Annotated in this window: 17 protein-coding genes and 1 pseudogene; 2 read left to right on the forward strand and 16 right to left on the reverse strand. The window is 37.5% G+C overall.

Annotation, left to right across the window (positions count from 1 at the left end; all coding sequences use genetic code 11):
- Window positions 1-278 precede the first annotated feature (278 nt).
- The 8 genes from MN204_RS00490 to MN204_RS00525 form a co-directional block, all read right to left on the reverse strand.
- Window positions 279-488: a hypothetical protein gene (locus MN204_RS00490; protein ID WP_249869109.1), complete on the reverse strand. Its 210-nt coding sequence runs from the start codon at window positions 486-488 to the stop codon at window positions 279-281.
- A 455-nt stretch (window positions 489-943) separates the two neighbouring features.
- Window positions 944-1780 carry an HAD-IIA family hydrolase gene (locus tag MN204_RS00495; protein ID WP_249869110.1) on the reverse strand — a complete coding sequence of 279 codons (837 nt, stop codon included), beginning with the start codon at window positions 1778-1780 and terminating at the stop codon, window positions 944-946.
- Between the two features lie 22 nt (window positions 1781-1802).
- Window positions 1803-2606, reverse strand: coding sequence for a sugar phosphate isomerase/epimerase family protein (locus MN204_RS00500; protein ID WP_249869111.1), 804 nt, complete (start codon window positions 2604-2606; stop codon window positions 1803-1805).
- On the reverse strand, window positions 2603-3736 hold the full coding sequence (locus MN204_RS00505; RefSeq protein WP_249869112.1) for an ABC transporter ATP-binding protein: 1134 nt from the start codon (window positions 3734-3736) through the stop codon (window positions 2603-2605). Before MN204_RS00505 ends, MN204_RS00500 begins: the two co-directional genes overlap by 4 nt.
- A gap of 11 nt (window positions 3737-3747) precedes the next feature.
- Window positions 3748-4572 (reverse strand): carbohydrate ABC transporter permease, encoded by an 825-nt coding sequence (locus tag MN204_RS00510; protein WP_249869113.1) that lies wholly within the window; start codon window positions 4570-4572, stop codon window positions 3748-3750.
- Window positions 4562-5476 carry a carbohydrate ABC transporter permease gene (locus MN204_RS00515; protein ID WP_249869114.1) on the reverse strand — a complete coding sequence of 305 codons (915 nt, stop codon included), beginning with the start codon at window positions 5474-5476 and terminating at the stop codon, window positions 4562-4564. Before MN204_RS00515 ends, MN204_RS00510 begins: the two co-directional genes overlap by 11 nt.
- A gap of 114 nt (window positions 5477-5590) precedes the next feature.
- Entirely contained in the window at window positions 5591-6877 is a 1287-nt protein-coding gene (locus tag MN204_RS00520) for an ABC transporter substrate-binding protein (protein WP_249869115.1), read from the reverse strand.
- A 440-nt stretch (window positions 6878-7317) separates the two neighbouring features.
- Window positions 7318-7923, reverse strand: coding sequence for a glycerol-3-phosphate responsive antiterminator (locus MN204_RS00525; protein ID WP_249869116.1), 606 nt, complete (start codon window positions 7921-7923; stop codon window positions 7318-7320).
- A gap of 366 nt (window positions 7924-8289) precedes the next feature.
- Here MN204_RS00525 and MN204_RS00530 point away from each other — a divergent pair, with 366 nt between their 5' ends.
- A complete protein-coding gene (locus MN204_RS00530) occupies window positions 8290-8709 on the forward strand; it encodes a GlcG/HbpS family heme-binding protein (protein ID WP_249869117.1) in 420 nt (139 codons plus the stop codon).
- A 283-nt stretch (window positions 8710-8992) separates the two neighbouring features.
- Here the strand turns inward: MN204_RS00530 and MN204_RS00535 are convergent.
- From MN204_RS00535 to MN204_RS00560, 7 genes and pseudogenes are all read right to left on the reverse strand, one after another.
- Window positions 8993-9335, reverse strand: a pseudogene (locus tag MN204_RS00535) (integrase core domain-containing protein); the annotation flags it as partial.
- Window positions 9336-9494: 159 nt separating this feature from the next.
- On the reverse strand, window positions 9495-10913 hold the full coding sequence (locus MN204_RS00540; RefSeq protein WP_249869118.1) for a polysaccharide deacetylase family protein: 1419 nt from the start codon (window positions 10911-10913) through the stop codon (window positions 9495-9497).
- A 476-nt stretch (window positions 10914-11389) separates the two neighbouring features.
- Window positions 11390-11860, reverse strand: coding sequence for a hypothetical protein (locus MN204_RS00545; RefSeq protein WP_249869119.1), 471 nt, complete (start codon window positions 11858-11860; stop codon window positions 11390-11392).
- A 116-nt stretch (window positions 11861-11976) separates the two neighbouring features.
- Entirely contained in the window at window positions 11977-12234 is a 258-nt protein-coding gene (locus MN204_RS00550; RefSeq protein ID WP_249869120.1) for a hypothetical protein, read from the reverse strand.
- A gap of 143 nt (window positions 12235-12377) precedes the next feature.
- A complete protein-coding gene (locus MN204_RS00555; protein WP_249869121.1) occupies window positions 12378-15692 on the reverse strand; it encodes a leucine-rich repeat domain-containing protein in 3315 nt (1104 codons plus the stop codon).
- Between the two features lie 477 nt (window positions 15693-16169).
- On the reverse strand, window positions 16170-16487 hold the full coding sequence (locus tag MN204_RS21420; protein ID WP_368858638.1) for an FAD-dependent oxidoreductase: 318 nt from the start codon (window positions 16485-16487) through the stop codon (window positions 16170-16172).
- 146 nt (window positions 16488-16633) lie between these two features.
- The gene (locus tag MN204_RS00560; RefSeq protein WP_249869122.1) at window positions 16634-16858 is read right to left on the reverse strand and encodes a hypothetical protein; all 225 of its coding nucleotides are present in this window, start codon (window positions 16856-16858) and stop codon (window positions 16634-16636) included.
- 237 nt (window positions 16859-17095) lie between these two features.
- On the opposite strand from MN204_RS00560, the gene MN204_RS00565 reads away from it, so the two are divergent.
- Window positions 17096-17287, forward strand: a complete 192-nt coding sequence (locus tag MN204_RS00565) for a hypothetical protein (RefSeq protein WP_249869123.1) — start codon at window positions 17096-17098, stop codon at window positions 17285-17287.
- A gap of 400 nt (window positions 17288-17687) precedes the next feature.
- Here the strand turns inward: MN204_RS00565 and MN204_RS00570 are convergent, their stop codons facing one another.
- Window positions 17688-19031: a GntT/GntP/DsdX family permease gene (locus MN204_RS00570; RefSeq protein ID WP_249869124.1), complete on the reverse strand. Its 1344-nt coding sequence runs from the start codon at window positions 19029-19031 to the stop codon at window positions 17688-17690.
- Window positions 19032-19044: the final 13 nt, after the last annotated feature.

The following is a 19044-nucleotide window of genomic DNA, read 5'->3' on the forward strand; positions in this document are numbered from 1 at the left end:
GCATTTGCAGAAACCTTTGAATTTGCAATTGAGGATATTGGAAAAGAGGGCAATTGGAAAATGGCGGAGGATTCACCAGCAATAAATGAAGTTTATAAATTTAATGTGTTTCCAACCATATAAAGGAAAACATGGGAAATCCCATTTTTTACAGGCGGTGTATGTTGTAGACACAAATGATTCTTGGGGAATCTTTAAGACATTAATTTAGGTAAGAGAAATAGGACTAAATAAATCGTAAAAAGACTGACAGTATGTTCTGTCAGTCTTTTCCGCTTCTATGCATCTTCCACAAGTCTCGCTACGTCTCCCCGGCATTTTTTGCACTTACCTCTGAGAAGGACACCATATTCATCATTATGCAGTGTATAGTCTACAATAGTTGTCTCACCGCAATGTGAACAGAACACGTTATTTAGGAGCAGTGCTTGTGTATCTTTAGGAATCTTAGACCATTTTCGTGCTGCTTCGAAATCAATTACTGACATTCTAAACTTCCCCTTACAGTTAAATTACTTATGAAACTTAACTATAACATCTCCCTTAGATTCTGAAAACCTATACCCAAAAAGTGGTAAAACGTTTAAGATAATAGGCTTTCACTCTGAAGGGATGCAGTATTCCATATGCTATGTAGAATACCCTGAAGTCTTTTGACATAGTGGTCCAAAATGGCGTCCCTATTTAATACAAAATTTATCGCATTAAGTCTTGGTAATATGGCAGTCATTTTTTTGATGAAGATCTTTTATAACAGATTTACCTACTCTCTTTAATCTTCATATACTATTAACTCAACAACCCCACGATACTCCTCCACCGGACTCCAGACGGGAGAGTGCTCCGGTCAAGCGGTACCAGCGAGCAAACCCAGGCCGGACGATGTACCTTCCCCTCCATCCGCCTCACTTCCCTCCCTGCAAAAAAAACGGCTCCACCGCTTCTAAAAAGAAGCAAAAGAACCGTCACCATGATTCCCCGCTGCGTGTTGCAGCTCATAGGAGAATAGGTTGTTTAAATTTTCTATAACATAATCTGGTTTTATAAGCGATGTTTCTAGGTCTTTTTCACTTGAAACTCCTGTTAGTACTAAGCATGTTCCAAAGTCTTTCGTTTTCCCCAATTGAATATCCGTTTCCAAACGATCACCGATGACTAAAATTTTATTTCTGTCAACACCAAGCAAGTCGATGATTTTAGTTCCATACATATCGGAAGGTTTTCCAATCACTTTATCTATTTTTTGGCCAGAAGCAACTTCTATCGCACTTGCAAGAGCCATGGTGTCTGGAATAAATCCACCGGGGACCGGACAAATTGAATCGGGATTGGTAATAAAAAGTTTTTTACAGTGGCGAACAGCATTCATGGCCATTTGCAAATCGCTATATGTAAAGGATCTGTCCAGTCCCACCAGCACATGCGTTGCTTTTAGCGGATTATCCGTAATAGGAATCGAAAAGTTTTGCAATTCCTTTTTTATTGCGTCTTCCCCAATGGTAAAAACGGAAACTTCGGTCGACATCTCAGCAAAATAAAGTGCTGATATATAAGGTGCTGTAATCATTTCTTCTAAGTGCACTTCTAATCCCAGACGTTCAAGACGTTCTTTCCCCTCTTCCCTCGTTATTGTAGGGGAATTGGTTATAAAAAGAACCTTTTTCTGGTGCCTTCGTATCATCTCCAATACCTTTTTTACCCCTGGCAGCAACTGGTCACCAATATAAATCGTGCCATCTAAATCAAAACAATATGCATCGTAGTGGTCAGGTGAAATCATGATGTAGTAATGACCTCCCAACCTAACGCATGAAAACGTTTTGTTCTAAATAGTCTTTTCCTGTACGCAATTCTTCCAATGAAGTGCCTGGAGCATATTCTAAAATAAGTTCGCAATCGATTTTTTCTTGATTCACAACATCTATGATTGCTTGCCAATCCATTTTCCCTTTACCGACAGGCATATGATCATCGCTAGTTCCCATATTATCGTGCAGATGAAGAGCTATTAATCTATCCTTAATAGATTTAATTACATCTGGTACATTCCATCCGTCTAACTGGGCATGTCCCACATCAATTAAATATCCTGCTGTGTCATCCATTCCTCTAAGAAAATCGATAAACTCCTCTTCCGTCAAAATCGCGCTGCCCTGATAACCAACATTTTCTATAGCCAATTTTACATGAAGCGGCTTCGCTATCTCGCATAATTCGTTAATATACGCTTTAGCACGTTGTTGTGCGAGTTTTTTATCAAAGACAGGAGAAAAACAAAATCCCGGATGGATGACAACATGACTGGCACCGATCATGCCGGCAAACTCTATCGCTTTTTTATATTCACGAAAAGATGCCTCACGTATGGCTTTATTCTCACTTGTTATATTAATATCCCATGCCGGGGGGTGGATGGAAAATGCAACTGGCAAATCCTTTAATTTGGGAGCGATACTGTCGAAAAGCATCTCCATCTCATTCCATTTCTCACCATCCATCATTAACTCAATTTTATCTGCACCATGCTCCATTAATCGTTGAATATTTTCCATTAAATCTTCATTTAATAGTGGTAAATCGGAATAGATAATCGCTTTATTTGTCATGCCAAAACCCTGCTTTCTTCTTTATTTTTGTAATCAGCGTCCAATAGTTCTTCCGGGTACCCAATGGAATTTCCCGTTCCTTTATGGAAAAAGTGAATCCGGTCCATCATTGGCCGGAAATATACTGTATCTCCTTTATACCAATGTTTATGATCACTGGCTGCAACCACTTCCTGCCCATCCAGATCGATATAAACGCTATAGTTGCTTCCCAGGTTTTCGGTATATTTCACCTTGCCTCGATAGCCATTTGAAAAGGAGGCAGTGGATAGCTCCACATGTTCTGGCCGGATACCGAACAACAGGTCTGATGTATTCCGTTGTTTAATATGTTTCAACCATATTTCATTTAATTCAAAGGACTGCTGGCCAATTGAAATAGACTTTTCGTGATAATTCATTTCTAAAATATTCGTTGGTGGAGAACCAATGAACTTTGCCGTAAAGACATTAGCCGGCCGATGATATACATTTGTTGGTGTATCCAGCATTTGCAGCTCTCCGTTATACATCAGTGCAATGCGGTCAGCAAACGTCATCGCTTCAATCTGGTCATGCGTGACATATACCATCGTTTGCTTAAACATATCATGTATTTTAAGAAGTTCTTTACGAGCCGATACACGAAGCTGTGCATCCAAGTTCGATAAAGGTTCATCCAATAAGAAAAAGTCACTTCGCTTTACAGTTGCTCTTGCCAATGCAACACGCTGGCGTTGTCCGCCAGACAAATCCTTAGGCAGACGGTCCTCCAATCCTTTTAGCTGCAGCATGTCCAAAACGAAATCAAGTCTCGACTGAATCTCTTCTTTAGAGAGTTTTTGTACCTTTAAGCCATAAATAATGTTCTGCTTTAACGTCATATGGGGATATAAGGCATAGTTTTGGAAAACCATCGCCGCGTTTCGTTTCCCGCTCGGAACATCATTCATTTTTTTGCCATTCATAAACAGACTGCCTTCTGTAATATCTTCTAATCCAGCAATCATTCGTAATGTGGTAGATTTCCCGCACCCTGATGGTCCAAGTAAAATTAAACGCTCCCCCTCTCTAATGGTAAAATTCAAATCTTTGACAACTTCTGTATTTCCATAGGATTTTTTGACATGTTCAAATCTAATTTCCTTCATAGTTACCTCCATTACTTAATTCCGGATGAAGTAAATGTTCCAATAATATACTTCTGGAACGTTAAATATAAAATGAGCGGAATAATCATGGTTATGACCGATACAGCCATTGCAACCGTAAAGTTTGTTCCACCCTCCGAGCTGATGTACATTTGCAGTGCCAATGGCAAGGTATAATTTTCTGTTGTTTTTAAAATAAGAACCGGCCAGACAAATTCATTCCATGAACTGATGAAAAACCAGATTCCTACAGATGTTACGGCAGGTCGTACTAAAGGAAAGACAATATCTTTCATGATTTTTCCGTGCCCCAAATTATCCAAGCGTGCAACTTCTATAAGAGAAAGCGGAATACTTCTCATCGATTGTGTAATCAGGAAAATACCTATTGCATCCGCCAGCTGCGGTAAGATTACTCCCCACACACTGTCTAGCAATCCCAAATCCGAGATAATCAAGTAGTTGGGAATCATGGTCACGGTAAAGGGAATGAAAATCGTACTAATGAGTAAAAAATAAACGATTTCTTTCCCTTTGAATTGGAAATAAACAAAAGCGTATGCTGCCAAAAAAGAAGTAAACACCTTAAAAATCGTGGCAACGGACGCAATGATAAAGGTATTCATCGTCACCTTTAAGACAGGCAACGTATCAAAAAATGTAATATAGTTTTCCAATGTAGGATGCAAAGAAAAGATGTTCAGGACATTATTGTACGCATCTTCCAATGGTTTAAAGGACATACCAACCGCATAAATAATAGGAAATACCAATACAAGAACGGTGGCCATAAAGATAACATGCCAAGTGAATTCTACTGTTCGATTAATTTTCATAATAGATTCCCCGATCTGCAAACTTGAAGTAAAGGAACAACAAAACGAGAAATAGTCCCATCGTCATAATAGATAAAGTAGCAGAGTGACCTGTCCGGTAAACCACAAATGCTTCATGGTAGGCATGGTAGATTAAGTTCGAGCTCGCATAATCCGGCCCGCCCTGTGTCACAACTTTTACGGGTGTAAACACATATTGCAAGCTTTGCACAATCGTCAGAATAAATACGTAAACCCCGGTAGCACTGCTCATCGGCAAAATAATTTGGAGGAAAATACGCCACAACGGTATATTATCCAATCGGGCGGACTCAATGATTTCCTTCGATATCCCATTAATGGATGCATAAAGCAGAATAAAATTATAGCCAAACACTTTCCAGGACGTAATCAGACTCAATACGAGAATGACCCACCCCTCTGTTTTCGTCCAATTTGGAATCTCCAAACCAATCCATCCAAATACAATCGCTACTGGTCCGGAAACAGGATTAAGAATCCACGTGAACAATATCGAACCAACTACTAAAGAAATAAACGCTGGTAAAAATAACGCACTTTTATAAAAACCGTTCCATCGCTGCAAAACAACCCCAATAACAAAAGCAAAGATATATGGAACAACACAGTTAATGGCGAGTAATATGACAATATAAAGAAAGGTATTCCCAAGTATTTGATAGGTTCTTGGGTCACCCAGTACTTCCATATAATTCTTGAAGCCGACAAATTCCTTCTCTGGACTGATCATGTTCCAGTCAAAAAAGCTCAAATAGACCGTGTATAAAAAAGGCCAGAAAGTAAAGACAGCAAAAATAATGATGGAAGGAATCAATAGACCATAACCAATCGCATTTTCACGATTTAGCTGCAACGATTTTCTTACTGCTGCAAAAGCACTCATGTATATGTCCTCCACTTACGTATAAAGAATGGTCATGGCCCGCCAAGGATAGATTCAATCCATCCTTAGCTCCTTAGCGAACCATGTTTTGATCATTTTTAAGCTGGACGCCAATTACTTCAGCAAAGCATTAATTTTTTCTTCTGTTGACCTTAAGCCTTCCTCGACAGATATGCTTCCACCAAGAATTTGGTCTCGAAGATCTAACAGTAATTGTTCCGCTTGTAATCCAGCATCTCCCGGGAAGGAAGCCCACGGCACAATACCTTCCATTTGCTCCATGGCTGCGGTCATCATTTCATTTTCTTCCAAATAGGTTTTCAGACCATTTTCCGCATCTGCAACATCGTTACGTGGAGGAACATACCCTGTCCCCTTTGTCCATTCTGCCACCGACTCAATGCTATACAGATATCTCATAAACTCCCAAGCTGCCTTTTGTTCTTCATCATTCTGAGCAGTAATGGAAAGCATGGAACCCCCTGCTGGCAATTTCACATCTTTCCCTTCCCATGCTGGCGATTTCACTGCTGCTACATCAAATTGTGCATTATCTTGAATGTTGGAACGCTGGGCAATGGTTGTATATGCCATCGCTACGCTTCCATCAATAAAGCTTTGGACACCTTGATCCCAGCCAATATGTAAAGCTGTTTCATCTTCTAAAATCATATCTGCCAATAATTGATATGCTTCGATACCTTCATCGGAAGCAAATGTCGCTTTTCCATCCGTAATAAATTGGGCGCCATTACTTTCTAGCAATGCCTGTGTTGCCCAGTTATCCGCTGGTTCCTGGAAGTAAAAACCGTATTTTCCTGTCTCCTCTTTGATGACCTTCGAAAATTCTTTTACTTCTTCCCATGTTTGTGGGCCATTCTCATCCAAACCTGCTTCTCTTAAAATATCTCTATTAATATATAAAACAGGACTGCTTAAGGAGTATGGAACACCAACCTGTTCTCCAGCGGAATTCTCCGCTAAACCAAGAATGTTTGACAGAAATTTATCCTGTAAAAACGTCTTATCCTCTGGAAAATGCTCATCGATTACTGTTTGTGGAGAAACATAGCTAAAGTTGTCTGAGAAGTAATTCAAAAACGACCACCCAACTTGAACAACCGCGGGTGCATTCCCTGCTGCAGCTTCTGCCTGCAGATTTTGCATCAATCCCTTATACATATCGGGATTATACTTCGCCACAACCTCCACGGTATCGCTTTGTGCATTAAAATTTTCCACCAATTGCTTTACCGTTTGTCCCCCTTGTGTTTCTGCATTGACATGCCAATACTCGATCTTTGTTTTTCCATCCTCGGTTGTACTCGCTGCTTCTGAATTACATGCTACCATGATAAACATCAGTGAAATAAAACAAATTGCTTGTAAAAATCGTTTCATATTTTTCCTCTCCTTTGGATAATAATGAATTTAAGAAAAAATCCAATTAATAAAAAGTACAAAAAAGCGAAAAGCGTTATTAATTTGCTTCACTTTCTGTTCTTGTTTTTCCACCCTTCCTGAATTTCTCCTCGTGTTTCTCCTAGATGGCACAGCAGTCTATGCAATCCTCCCTCGGGTCTTGAGCATATACCCTTGTAACCCTAGCAAATCTACCCCGGTAGATTTATCGTAACCAAACACCATTTCAGATTCTGCACTAGAACCTGCGAGACCACCTCCCAATATGCAGTAAAATAAAAAGACCAAAAATAGACAGTATATATAGATATATACCATTTATTTAAGGTCTCTCTAACCGCACCATTTTTTATTCACTTTTCAATTATGAGTATACCTTTCTATTATTAATAAGCTATAAAGGTAATGTAAAGTTTTCATTAAATAAAATGATTGATGTCGTTTTTCCACACCTCTATGTTGGATGTAGAAACAGCGATGGCACCATTATCTAATGCATTTTTTGCATGTTCCACAGAGGACAATAACCCTCCTGTAATAATAGGAACATGCGATACTTTAGATAGTTTGTTAATAAATTCCGGAACCCTGCTTGGCATAATCTCAATAATATCCGATTGATTCTGTTCAATACCTTTTTCCAGGTTTGTATACATATCGGTATCAATTAAAAAAACACGCTGAATAACAAAAATACCGCTTGCCTTCGCTTTTTTTATAATGCCACTCTTTGTAGTAACGATTGCCGCGGGTTTAATATGTTTTTTAACAAAATCAATTCCGTTTTTATCCATTTGTAATCCGCCAACACGCTCCACATGCAATATTACCGGCAGACCATGGGATTGAATAAAGTCAACATACCTTTTAACATTTAGAATCGTTCCTGTCATTAATAAAACAGCACTGATATGATCCTTATACTTAATAGCCTTTTCTAAATTCTTCGGGTCTTTCACAGCCGCAACCAACTTATGCTTACGCAGCCTTTCCACTAATCCATCACTCAAACTAACCTTTTCCATCATCTAACCTCCCTGAACCATATCATATTACATCCGAGGCGAAAACAGAAGGAGCATGGGGACGGTTTCTCCTTCAAACTAATTAATGGCAGACTCGTGTGATTCCCAGATGCTGTTGGCCGAATGAGTGATAGGGGCGTGCGGTTTAGCAACTTCACGTGCGTTGCTTAATATATAAAACTTCTAACTTTAAGAAGGCACCACATAGCTGTCCCCACGTCCCCTTCGTAGGGATGATCGGTTATACTTGAATTTTTCAACTTAATTTTTCGGTCATTAATGATAATTACTTTACCTGATCGTTTATTTTCGATACGCTATAACCGGACAATACAAAAAATTCAGTTAAAAAGGAGAGAGATTACAATGCAAATGAATCTGGATACCGCCAAGAAATTAATTGAAGGTGCTGAAAAAGAAGCAGAAAAGATTGGTGTGCAGATGGTTATTTCCGTAGTGGATGAAGGCGGCAATTTAATTGCAGTACATCGAATGGATGACGCCTGGTTAGCAAGCATTGACATTGCGCAAAACAAAGCCTGGACTTCCGTAGCTTTAAAAATGCCTACTGCTAACTTAGCGGATGCAACCGTTCCAAAAGCTGAATTATATGGCTTAAATACTACCAATCAAGGAAAAATTGTTGTCTTCGGTGGCGGAATACCTCTGGTTGAAAATGATAAAGTAATTGGTGCTGTTGGGGTCAGCGGAAGCACTGTCGACCATGATGTCCAAGTTGCACAAGCAGCGGTCCGTGTTTTTGAAGATCTGATGATTAAAAAATAAAGGAAGTCTTAAATTTCACTATTATAACGTATAAGAAGGGTTGTCCTCCAAAGTTGTTTTTACTGACTTGTGGGACAACCCTTTTTTTATAGTTAAACAATAACTTACTTATTGATTCTGTAAAGCTATGAAAGATGCATCCTTATTAGGTGACTTATCTGTTTTAGGTGACTCTTGTTCTTCATCATCAACTGGAACTTCATTCTCATTAGTACCTTCATCACCCGACTCATCTGGAGCAGTTACCTGTTCTTCTTCTTTATCAACAGCAGGTAAGTCATCATTATCTTCTGTTATTATAGTAAGTCATGTAACTCTTAATTTCTCGTTTTAGCTCATTCAAGGTTTGACACTGCTTAATATATGCCTCATCTTTGAAATGCCCAAAAAACGACTCCTGTGGTGCATTATCCCAACAATTTCCTCTTTTGGACATGGATTGACCTAGATTCATATTTCTTAACCAACTTTTGAAACATCTCATTTGTATAATGGAATCCTTGATCCGAATGAATAAAGGCTCCATTTGCTAGTTTTATCTTTCTATTATTTTTTAATTTCATCACTGTATCTGTTGCGATATCTATTGTGATACTATCAGAGACGTTATATGCTAATATTTCATTGACTTGAATGGTGATTGGATTCTTCGGTTTCCATATAAATAAATGCGTCATCATTTACTCCTTTCAACTAATATCTTTGAATGGGACATTTGAATGAATTTTCGCTAAACAAGATAGTAAGAAGTCGCAAACACGTTAACTAAGGAAGCATAACATCTATCATTCAATCCAATCTGATGTCAGCACAAATTCATACCCTTCCGCTTGCAAAGACAGAATGACATCTTCAAGTACACCTGGTGTATGAATATCATTCAAAATGTGCATCACAATTACACTTCCCGGTTGTACATTCGTCATCACTCGATTAATGACATCTTCTTTAGAATATTCACTGTTCCAATCATAAGAAGAGATATCATACATGCCAAGTGCCTGAAAACCCATGGCGGCTATAGCTTGTGCCGATTGATCATCTATTCTCCCAAACGGAGGACGGAAATATAAGGTTGGTTGCTCCTGAATCGCTTCGGTAATAATTTTATGTGCTTTATACACGTCATTTTGCAATTCTTCAGGTGATATTGTTGTTGAATCTAAATGAGAATATGTATGATTTGCCACTTCATGTCCGCGCTCAATTAACAGACGAGCCAGATTAGGATTTTTATGGATCGTTTTTGCCTTTAAATAAAATGTAGATTGAATATTATATTTGTCCAGTATATCGAGAACTTCGAGTACGACGGCTTCACTTGCCCAGTCATCAAATGTTAATGCAACTTCCCTTCGATCTGTCTTCTCCTGATAATGCAAGAAAGGTTCTATACCTTCCATATTTGGATTTACTTGAATAGCATCCGCACCAGGGATTTCTGCAAAAGGTTTTCTCCCTTGGTCAAGATCGATGAGATCATCTAACAAAACAAAATTATAATCCACTTCATCTACGGCTTCCATCAAATACGGGATTGCATTCATATGATCAGGGTTCATAGCCAATATTCCACCACGAGCAATGGCATTCCTCATCTCTTCCCTTATTTTCCTTTCATCTTCCGGGTCTGAAAAATTTATTTTGGAAGAGTAATTGATTACACCTGACATAGCAAACTCATCCGCAACTGCATGAATATCGTCATACTCTTTTTTGCTATTCACATAAACATACTTTGCTTGTTGTCCGGTTATTGTTTCGATTATGTCATTCGTTTCCTTGATAAGACGATATACATCATCATAATCTAGTTCCTTCAGATCCATTTCATAAAATGCATGATTTTCAATCTGATATCCTCGTTTGATTATTTCTTCTGCAGCTTCCGGATTCATTTCCAGTTGCTCACTTGAACCAAAAAATGTCGCTTTAATCTCGTACTTATCCAGCATATCGAGTAGCTGGATTGTTTCATCTACTGGCAGAATCTGTTCAAATACCAGTGTCATAACTTCATCCAACGTATATACGACATCATATGTATCGGCAAGCTTACGATTTGGCTTCCCCTCCGCATTTGTTTCTTCGATGAGATTAGTAGATTTAAGAACATCTTTTTCCGTTTCGGCTATTGTTCTTCCACATCCTGTTAAAATCACTAAAATAAGACCAGTTAATACCAAAAATAAATTTTTTCTCATACTTATGTTCCTTATGTAATAGTCAATATTTACTAGTATACACATTTGCATGAGAAATTTCATTACTAGATTAATAGATTAATAGATTTATAATAGAGCATCGGTGGATTATTATTCATTAAGGTCAGGTTCTATAGACCTTATGATTGCCCCTTTGTTCTATGAATAATTCAGTAGAAACCTAATCAGGCTAACAAAGAAAGCCTTAAAGGAATTGGACGAACCATTTGAACAGAAAACCAAAGCATTTATCTTTTCTGAATGTTTTTTACCTTTTTCCAGAATTCCTCCAAAATGAATAGTGAAAAATCCGATTTCAGCCTCACTGATTTGCATTATTACCCAAGAGAAAGTTTTTCTTCTTTAAACTTTTTATACATCTTGTTCATCGCATCATGCAGCCACCCTTAAATCACTGACTTTCCAAGCGGCTGGGGTCAGGCACCTGGATTCTTTAGCGACATCTCTTAAAAGTCTTACCCCTTACCCAAAACTACAATCTTGTTAAATAAATATCTCAGTTCTTTTCTATCGAAATCATATTCTAATAAACGATCTAAATGTAGCACCAAATGAATACTGTTGAAATGTTCACCAGTACGATATCGCCACCAGCTCCTTCTGGAACGGACACGTTCTTCTTGAGAAGCGTAATATAATTGATTATTAGAATCAATTATTTGAGAAACCTCTTTGTAGGTTAATGTATCTACTGGAAAATCTATATACAGGCCTAGGCAGGTTTTCTTGGGCATAATATATCCTATCTTAAATATCGATTCATTGTATTGTGGCTTTAAACCCTCACTCCATGGTACCGGTGTAGGACTGGCAATTAGTAATTTATCATTTTTCAGTCTTTGAATTGAACAACCTTGAATTTCATCAAATACTGTTATCACTTGTTCTAGCTTGTTCTGTATTATTTTATCCAAACTGTTCTCCATGGCTTCCCCCTTGAATACTTATAGAAAATTTAAGACCCAGCTAAAGTTCTATAGAATTTAGTTTAAAAGATGTACTTTCTTTTTCGATTCAGTAGATGTGGAAAGTGTTTATAATCTCACTCTACAACTTCTAATGATCTATCAAAAAATTCTTCCGGGAAAGAATTATGTCTTAATGATTTATCCAATACTTCCAATGTTCCTTTTACATGCATGGATCCTCCAGGTGGAACATCTACAATGATTGATTGACTCTCTGTTAGATGTACGTCGATTAAACGGGAAAATTCATCTATGTTTAGCGCGCAAATCGTTTCCTGTCCACAAACTAAACATAAAAACACTTCTCTTCCACATACCGCTTCGGAACTCATCTACTCTCCCGCCAAGAAAACCACCCGACCACCGCTCTTCTCTTTTCAATCGCTTTAATTCGAGAAGTGACAGGGGGGAGCATAATAAATTTAATATTTAAAGAAAGGGACAAGCCGCATGACTTGTCCCTTTCTCACTATCATTATTTAACTGCTTTTGACTTTCGATTTATACTAAAAAGTAAAGTCAACGTACCTGCTAGTAGCAGGATTGCCCCGTACAGTAACATCTTGTAAATATTTGTTGCTGTATTTGGCAGTTTACCAGCTTGAACTTCTTGTTTTTCTTCAGCTTGAGTAGTTTCATTTACGCTGGCTTCTTTACCATTATCTGTTCCATCATTGCCTGATTCTTCGTTAGCAACAGAATGATCTACTTCTGATTTTTCGTCATTAGAACTTGTTTCATCAGAACTGCCTTCTCGACCTTCAGTTTCTTCTTTTTCATCTTGCTCTTTTGCGCCTTCAGGATTTGTTACCTCTGATTCATTTTCATCAGTTGATTGATCACCAGAATCTTCATTGCCTTGTTCTTGCTGTTCATTATTATTTTCGCCATCATTATTTTCTGGCTCTGTTACCTCAGGTTCGATTTCAACAATTATCTCATTACCTGATTCATCAGGTTCGACTTCAAATACAGTAAAGATACTGAAGTGAGCAACTACTGTAGTTACAGTTCCGTTATGGTATGCTCCACCAACATTTTCCCATTTTCCTAGATCCTCATTATAATAAAATACTTTTAAGTTGTTTGGGTTCTTCGCACGATCTGCGTTTACATTAAACGTCAGTGACACACCTTCATCAAAAGTACTGATCGTCCGTGTACCTTGTTTAATTGTAAAGTCATAGGTAGCACTTAGGCTATTTGGTGTACGTTCTTGTTCCACCATACTGATGGTAACTGGCTCATCGTTCGAATCAAAACTTGAAGCTGGGATGCTTACTTCTACATTATCTTTCTTTAAGGATAGTTGCTGATTATTTTCAATTAATAGTTGAGTTTGCCGAGGAGTAAGCTGAATTTGTTCCACATCCTGATTACCACTCACATCAAGTATGATATCTCCTCTTTCATAATCAATAATGAACCCAGAATCTTCAGGGAAAACTTCCTCTACTATTTCCCAATCAATATATTCAGGATCCCAGTCTTCCCAATCTTCCCAGTCGTTCCAATCCTTGTAATCATCGTAATAAACGGCCACACCGTCATTTGCAAGATACTTCAAAATTTCTAGATCTTCTTCGGAAAGATCTATGCCGTATAAATATACTGTTTGCAAGCTTAATAGTTCTTTTAAGACACTGAAATCGACAATTGGATTATAGCTTAAGTCTAGTGATCTTAAGTTAGTTAAGCCAGCTAAAGCATCGATATTCGTAATGTTATTGCCGTATAAATACAAATGTTCAAGACTAAATAGGTTCTCTAACTGAGTAATATCTGCAATTTCATTATGCGAAAGGCTAAGATAGTACAAATCGTACATTCCTGAGATACTATCAATATTCTCAATTTTATTATTACCTAACTCTAAACTAGAAAGATTGGTTAAGTTACTTAACGGTGTAATATCCGAAATTTCATTATTATACAGTGATAAGTATCTTAGTTCAAATAAATTTTCAAGTGCAATAATATCTGTAATCTCATTAGAATCCAGATACAAGTCATAAAGAGAATTCAAATTAGATAAGGCATCGATATTTGAAATGTTATTAGAACTCAAACTCAAAGATCCTAATTTACTTAAGCTAGCCAATGGTGAAATATCTGAAATCTGATTACTATATAACATCAAATATTCCAACTCAGTTAAACTTGCTAGGGCCTCAAGATTTTCAACTTCATTGTACCCAATGTTTATGGAATCGAGCTTAGTAAGTGCTTTCAATACAGCTATGTCTTTAATATTGTTATCGTATAAATCTAAGCTGCGAAGTTCTGTTAAATTCTCTAAAGAAGATATATCACTTATCTCATTATTATATAAATCAAGATATTCTAATTTATTTAACCCTTTTAATGGAGAAAGATCTATAAATTCATTTCCCCAAACTCCTAAGCTAGTAAGGTTATGTGCGAATTGAAGTCCTTCTAAAGACACTAATTCGTTATCATATAAGTATAAATCGTATAGGTATGCCATATCCGCTTCGGTTACTTCACGTGTATGAACACCAACTAGTTCTGCCACTTCTTTCATCAATATCTCATTTTCAAAATTTACAACAGGAGCTTCAGCATCTTCACCTTGTGTTTTAACCTTAAGGTTTTCATATGATATTAAATCATAATTATATTTTAAACGTAGACCTAAATCATACAGTACATTTGATGTTAACTCTGTAAATGTAAACTCGTTTGCATCATTTGTAACAAAGTCATAGTCATTATAGAACTCATCAGAATAAACGTAAAAATTAAATCCTAGCAATTTTGAAACATTATTCCATTTCATTGTAAAAGAAGTCTCGTCAACAGCAGTAATTTCATATTCAAACGGCTCTGCTGCCTCTCGCATTTCTTTCAATCTAAATTGCAATTGGATTGGGTTATTAATATAATCAATACCCTCTTTTATCTCGATATTGATTGCCTCTGAAATACTAGGATCGTGTGAATCGTACAGGATTACTTCATAATTTCCCGGAATCATATGTATGTCGCCTTCATCTGAATCGATCCATTCATCATAAACAAATCCTTTATTCTCTTCATCCAGTCCGCGAATTTTTATTTTATCACTATAATTCAGGTATTCGTTTACCATGGTGATAATCGAGACCGGGATACGTTCTTGATCTGTCCAGTCGGTTTCTACTTCAATATAATAACCATAATAATTACCATTTTGAAGAACAGCAAGAAGCTCAATTCCGTATGCACTATTGATATCAAGGTCGGTGAATGTAAAACTTGTAGTATCACTAGATACACTAGTTATTAATTCACCATCCAGATATAACTCATATTTTTCTACTCCGATATCCCCTAAAGCTTCCCAATATAGAGTGATAGAATTAAATGTTGCATAGTCATCAATGTCTAAATCGAAATAATGTTCCTCAATTTCTTCCCAGTCACTAGAATACGTATCTTCTTCTAGTTCATCTTCATTTTCAGCAATCTCTTCTTCGTAACTTACTAAATCTTCTTGTTCAACAATTTCAGTAGTAGACTCGTTTTCATCCGAAACTTCATGTTGAGCAGTCTCTGTCTCTTCTGCTTCCGTGTCTTCAACTACTTCCGTTTCTTCTTGCTCTTCTGTAATTTCAACTTCATTCCCTACTTCTTCCACTACTTTCTCTTGCTCTGTTACACCTTCAGCATCATCTTCAAAAATTGAAGGTGACTGTGCAATAGCTTGCACCGGCGTTAAGAGCATCGAAAGTCCTAGAGCAAAAGCGGATAACGCGCTAAACATCCTAGTAAAATTCTTTCTCCGCATGTTTCTCCTCCTATATAATTAGTAATATACTACTATATAATAACCAATCTTTAGTAAAAATCAAGTATTTAACAATAATTAATAGAAAATAATGAAAACACTGTACCTAGTTTACCATTCTAGGTGCCTGTCATCTGGGAGTCGAGTAGATGACAGGCTCGCATTCATGTAGAATCGCGTTTCCTGCAGCTCCCTACGATTCCGGACGGTTAGATTTCCCGAGTCTGGTTCTGACCCTTATCGCTTCTTAAGCATTCCTTTCTTAGCTTATATTTAAATGGTGACATCCATATCCACTCATAATTAAGCAAGTTTACTTAAGCGCTAGATATAGATAAAATTAACTTTAGAGTCGACAATAGACAATAATGGTATAATTCATTTTTGGCTATTTCTAAAAAAAGACCAAGTGTCTCTAACACCACTCAGTCTAATCAATGAAAATATTTCAGAAGCAGCACCTGTCCCGTGTACCTATTAAAACCTTCTCAAACTAAAAAATGATATGTCTTGTTTACTTTTTCCCGAGATAACCATTTGGCTCAATACTTCACCTATACCACTGCTGAATTTAAAACCATGGCCAGAAAAACCACAAGCGATTATTACATGGGGGTGTTCTTTGAATCGATCGATAATAAAATCACCATCCGGCGTATTTGTGTATGTACATACTTTTCCTAGCTTATGGATGAATTTCTCGCTCATCGTTTGTTTAGCAAATTCAGTTACATCTTCTTCATCTTCCGTATAAGAACCAAAGGATGCTAGTACTTCTCCATTTGTTAAAGGGATCCCCCATCATGCCTACCAATTTTCGGACCGGCTTGATCAATAGATGGAAACCCGTAGAAAATCGATTCCCCATCGTCAAAGGACCAAGCAGGAAATGAACCGATTTTATACTTTTCTTCCGAAGCTTCAAACCATGAAAAAGTTTTTCAAGTAGGGGTTAGAGGTAGTTCTTGATCAAATAAAGCAGTTATTTCATTTGTTCCTTTTCCAGCTGTAATTATCAATTGGCTTCCATGTAGATGTTTATCTTTCAGTGCTATTGTCACGTGATTAGATTGGATATCCATGCGTTCAACGACTTCGTTTACAAATAAATCTGCTCCGTACTGAATTGCTAATTCGCGGTATGCTCTAATTGCCTCTATACTCATTAACACACCAGAGCGGACACAGGGACAGGTGTCTTGTCCTCCCCTTCACCTTTAAAGGGCCGATGGGTCAATTCCCTTGTTCGCTATCGCTTTAACAAGCTAGTGGACTAGACTTCTTTCTTATTTAAGCGATTTAGACAGAGGTTGTGTTAGCAATTATAAGGCAATAATGCAATTACACAGTATGAATGCTATACTTACTGAATCATTGAATACAAAAAGGAGATAAAGCGGCAGATGAAATATTATACATCCCAAATGAAAAAACTAGTGATGGACAATGAAGAATTGCAAAAAGAGTTAAAAAAAATAATGAAAGAACATAATCTTGAGAAAAGCTTTGCACTGAAGGCTTTGTACCATGCTGAGGTTGCTGCAGGTGGGAAATATCAGGAAGCATACCGCGAACTTGACTTGCCTAATAGGTAGGTCATTTTTTATTTGTAGCGTTTATAATCTAAGTGATTTCTATGTTTGTTTTTGGAAAGCTAGCCGACAGAACAACTTTCATCTTTACTGACTTTGTGGGACAACCCTTTTCAATAATATCTTCGTATTTATTAATCTCGTGTATTGCATTATTCTAATTTTAAACGAACTAATTCATCTATTAATTGTGTGTAGCTTGCATCTCGCAAAAAAGTCTTTAAGTAAGATGATAAGGAAACTGTTACCCTATCAGACTGTCTGAAGAACTGCGAGGACTAGTCACCTTGATCCACTGATAAGATCGTCTTATTGGCCCGATAAACCTATCCCTCTAGTCTTCTTCCTAAATAAAAAGATAAAAAAGAGGCACAAATTGTATTGTACCTCTACAATGGTTTAGTTAAGAAATAAACAATCCTAGTCCAAGGGCAACACCCAAGCCGACAAGACCGATAATTGTTTCCATAACTGTCCATGATTTTAGTGTATCTTTTACATCCAGACCAAAGTATCGGTTTACTAACCAGAATCCAGAATCGTTGACATGGGATAGAACGGTTGCGCCAGCGGCAATTGCGATAACGATTAGGCCTAAAACTGGACCTTCCATTCCTAAAATGTCAATAACTGGTGAGATTAACCCAGCTGCTGTTACCATGGATACAGTTGCAGATCCTTGTGCAACCCGAACAACCGCTGCGATAAGGAAAGCAAGTAAGATTGGTGGTAGTGAAGAGCCTGCCATCATTTGACCAAGAACCTCTCCAACACCAGAATCAATTAATACCTGTTTGAACACACCACCAGCACCAGTAACTAAGATAATGATACCAGCTGGTTCTAATGCCTTCGTTGCAATATCTTGAACTTCTTGTTTCGTATAGCCTCTTCTTGTTCCTAATAGCTTAAACGTTAATAATGTAGCAATAAGCAACGCAACAATTGGATTACCAATAAATGTTGTGATTTCCCTTACAATATGGCCTTCTGCAAATATCACAGTAGATAACGTATTGAGTAAAATAAGTACTAGTGGAACTAAAATAATTCCTGCAATCATTTTAAATCCTGGCAAATCTTTTTCGTATTCTTTTTCTTCAAAATTCATATATTCTGGTACGGTTACATGGATTTTCTTAGCAATATACTTTCCAAAAAGCGGACCAGCGATTATCATGGATGGGATACCGGCAAGAATACCGAATAGAATAACCCAGCCAAGCTCTGCACCAATTAGATCCGCTACGGCAATAGGTCCAGGAGTTGGTGGAATGTAACTGTGTGTAACTGCTAAACCAGCCAACAATGGAATACCATAGTATAATAAAGATTTTCCGGTCTTTTTCGCTAAACCATATACGATAGGAACTAAAATAATAAAACCAACATCAAAGAAAACTGGTATCGCGACTAAGAATCCGGCAATCCCCAAAGCCCATTGGGAGCGGTCTTCTCCAAATTTTTGAAGCAAAGTTTGTGCTAAACGTTCGACACCACCTGAAACTTCAAGCATCTTTCCAAACATCGCACCTAAACCAACGACGATGGCAACAAAACCTAATGTGCCTCCCATCCCACTTTCTACCGATGAAATGACTTCATCAAGCGGCATGCCAGCAGCAATACCGACGAGTAAGCTGACTAGCATTAAAGCTACAAATGCATGCAGTTTTGTTCGAATGACTAGATATAATAGACCAAAAATCCCTGCTACTGCTATTAAAATCAACATGGTTGATGACATTATTATTTCCCCC

It is taken from the genome of Oceanobacillus saliphilus, assembly GCF_023522835.1.
In the GTDB taxonomy this organism is placed as follows: Bacteria; Bacillota; Bacilli; order Bacillales; family Amphibacillaceae; genus Oceanobacillus; species Oceanobacillus saliphilus.

Bases quoted from the DNA above. Each gene is read 5' to 3' on its own strand.
- MN204_RS00520 (WP_249869115.1), bottom strand. From the start codon at position 6,877: ATGAAACGATTTTTACAAGCAATTTGTTTTATTTCACTGATGTTTATC.
- MN204_RS00560 (WP_249869122.1), bottom strand. From the start codon at position 16,858: ATGAGTATAGAGGCAATTAGAGCATACCGCGAATTAGCAATTCAGTAC.
- MN204_RS00500 (WP_249869111.1), bottom strand. From the start codon at position 2,606: ATGACAAATAAAGCGATTATCTATTCCGATTTACCACTATTAAATGAA.
- MN204_RS00555 (WP_249869121.1), bottom strand. From the start codon at position 15,692: ATGCGGAGAAAGAATTTTACTAGGATGTTTAGCGCGTTATCCGCTTTT.
- MN204_RS00550 (WP_249869120.1), bottom strand. From the start codon at position 12,234: ATGAGTTCCGAAGCGGTATGTGGAAGAGAAGTGTTTTTATGTTTAGTT.
- MN204_RS00530 (WP_249869117.1), top strand. From the start codon at position 8,290: ATGCAAATGAATCTGGATACCGCCAAGAAATTAATTGAAGGTGCTGAA.
- MN204_RS00490 (WP_249869109.1), bottom strand. From the start codon at position 488: ATGTCAGTAATTGATTTCGAAGCAGCACGAAAATGGTCTAAGATTCCT.
- MN204_RS00515 (WP_249869114.1), bottom strand. From the start codon at position 5,476: ATGAGTGCTTTTGCAGCAGTAAGAAAATCGTTGCAGCTAAATCGTGAA.
- MN204_RS00510 (WP_249869113.1), bottom strand. From the start codon at position 4,572: ATGAAAATTAATCGAACAGTAGAATTCACTTGGCATGTTATCTTTATG.
- MN204_RS00505 (WP_249869112.1), bottom strand. From the start codon at position 3,736: ATGAAGGAAATTAGATTTGAACATGTCAAAAAATCCTATGGAAATACA.
- MN204_RS00495 (WP_249869110.1), bottom strand. From the start codon at position 1,780: ATGATTTCACCTGACCACTACGATGCATATTGTTTTGATTTAGATGGC.
- MN204_RS00565 (WP_249869123.1), top strand. From the start codon at position 17,096: ATGAAATATTATACATCCCAAATGAAAAAACTAGTGATGGACAATGAA.
- MN204_RS00540 (WP_249869118.1), bottom strand. From the start codon at position 10,913: ATGAGAAAAAATTTATTTTTGGTATTAACTGGTCTTATTTTAGTGATT.
- MN204_RS00570 (WP_249869124.1), bottom strand. From the start codon at position 19,031: ATGTCATCAACCATGTTGATTTTAATAGCAGTAGCAGGGATTTTTGGT.
- MN204_RS00525 (WP_249869116.1), bottom strand. From the start codon at position 7,923: ATGGAAAAGGTTAGTTTGAGTGATGGATTAGTGGAAAGGCTGCGTAAG.
- MN204_RS00545 (WP_249869119.1), bottom strand. From the start codon at position 11,860: ATGGAGAACAGTTTGGATAAAATAATACAGAACAAGCTAGAACAAGTG.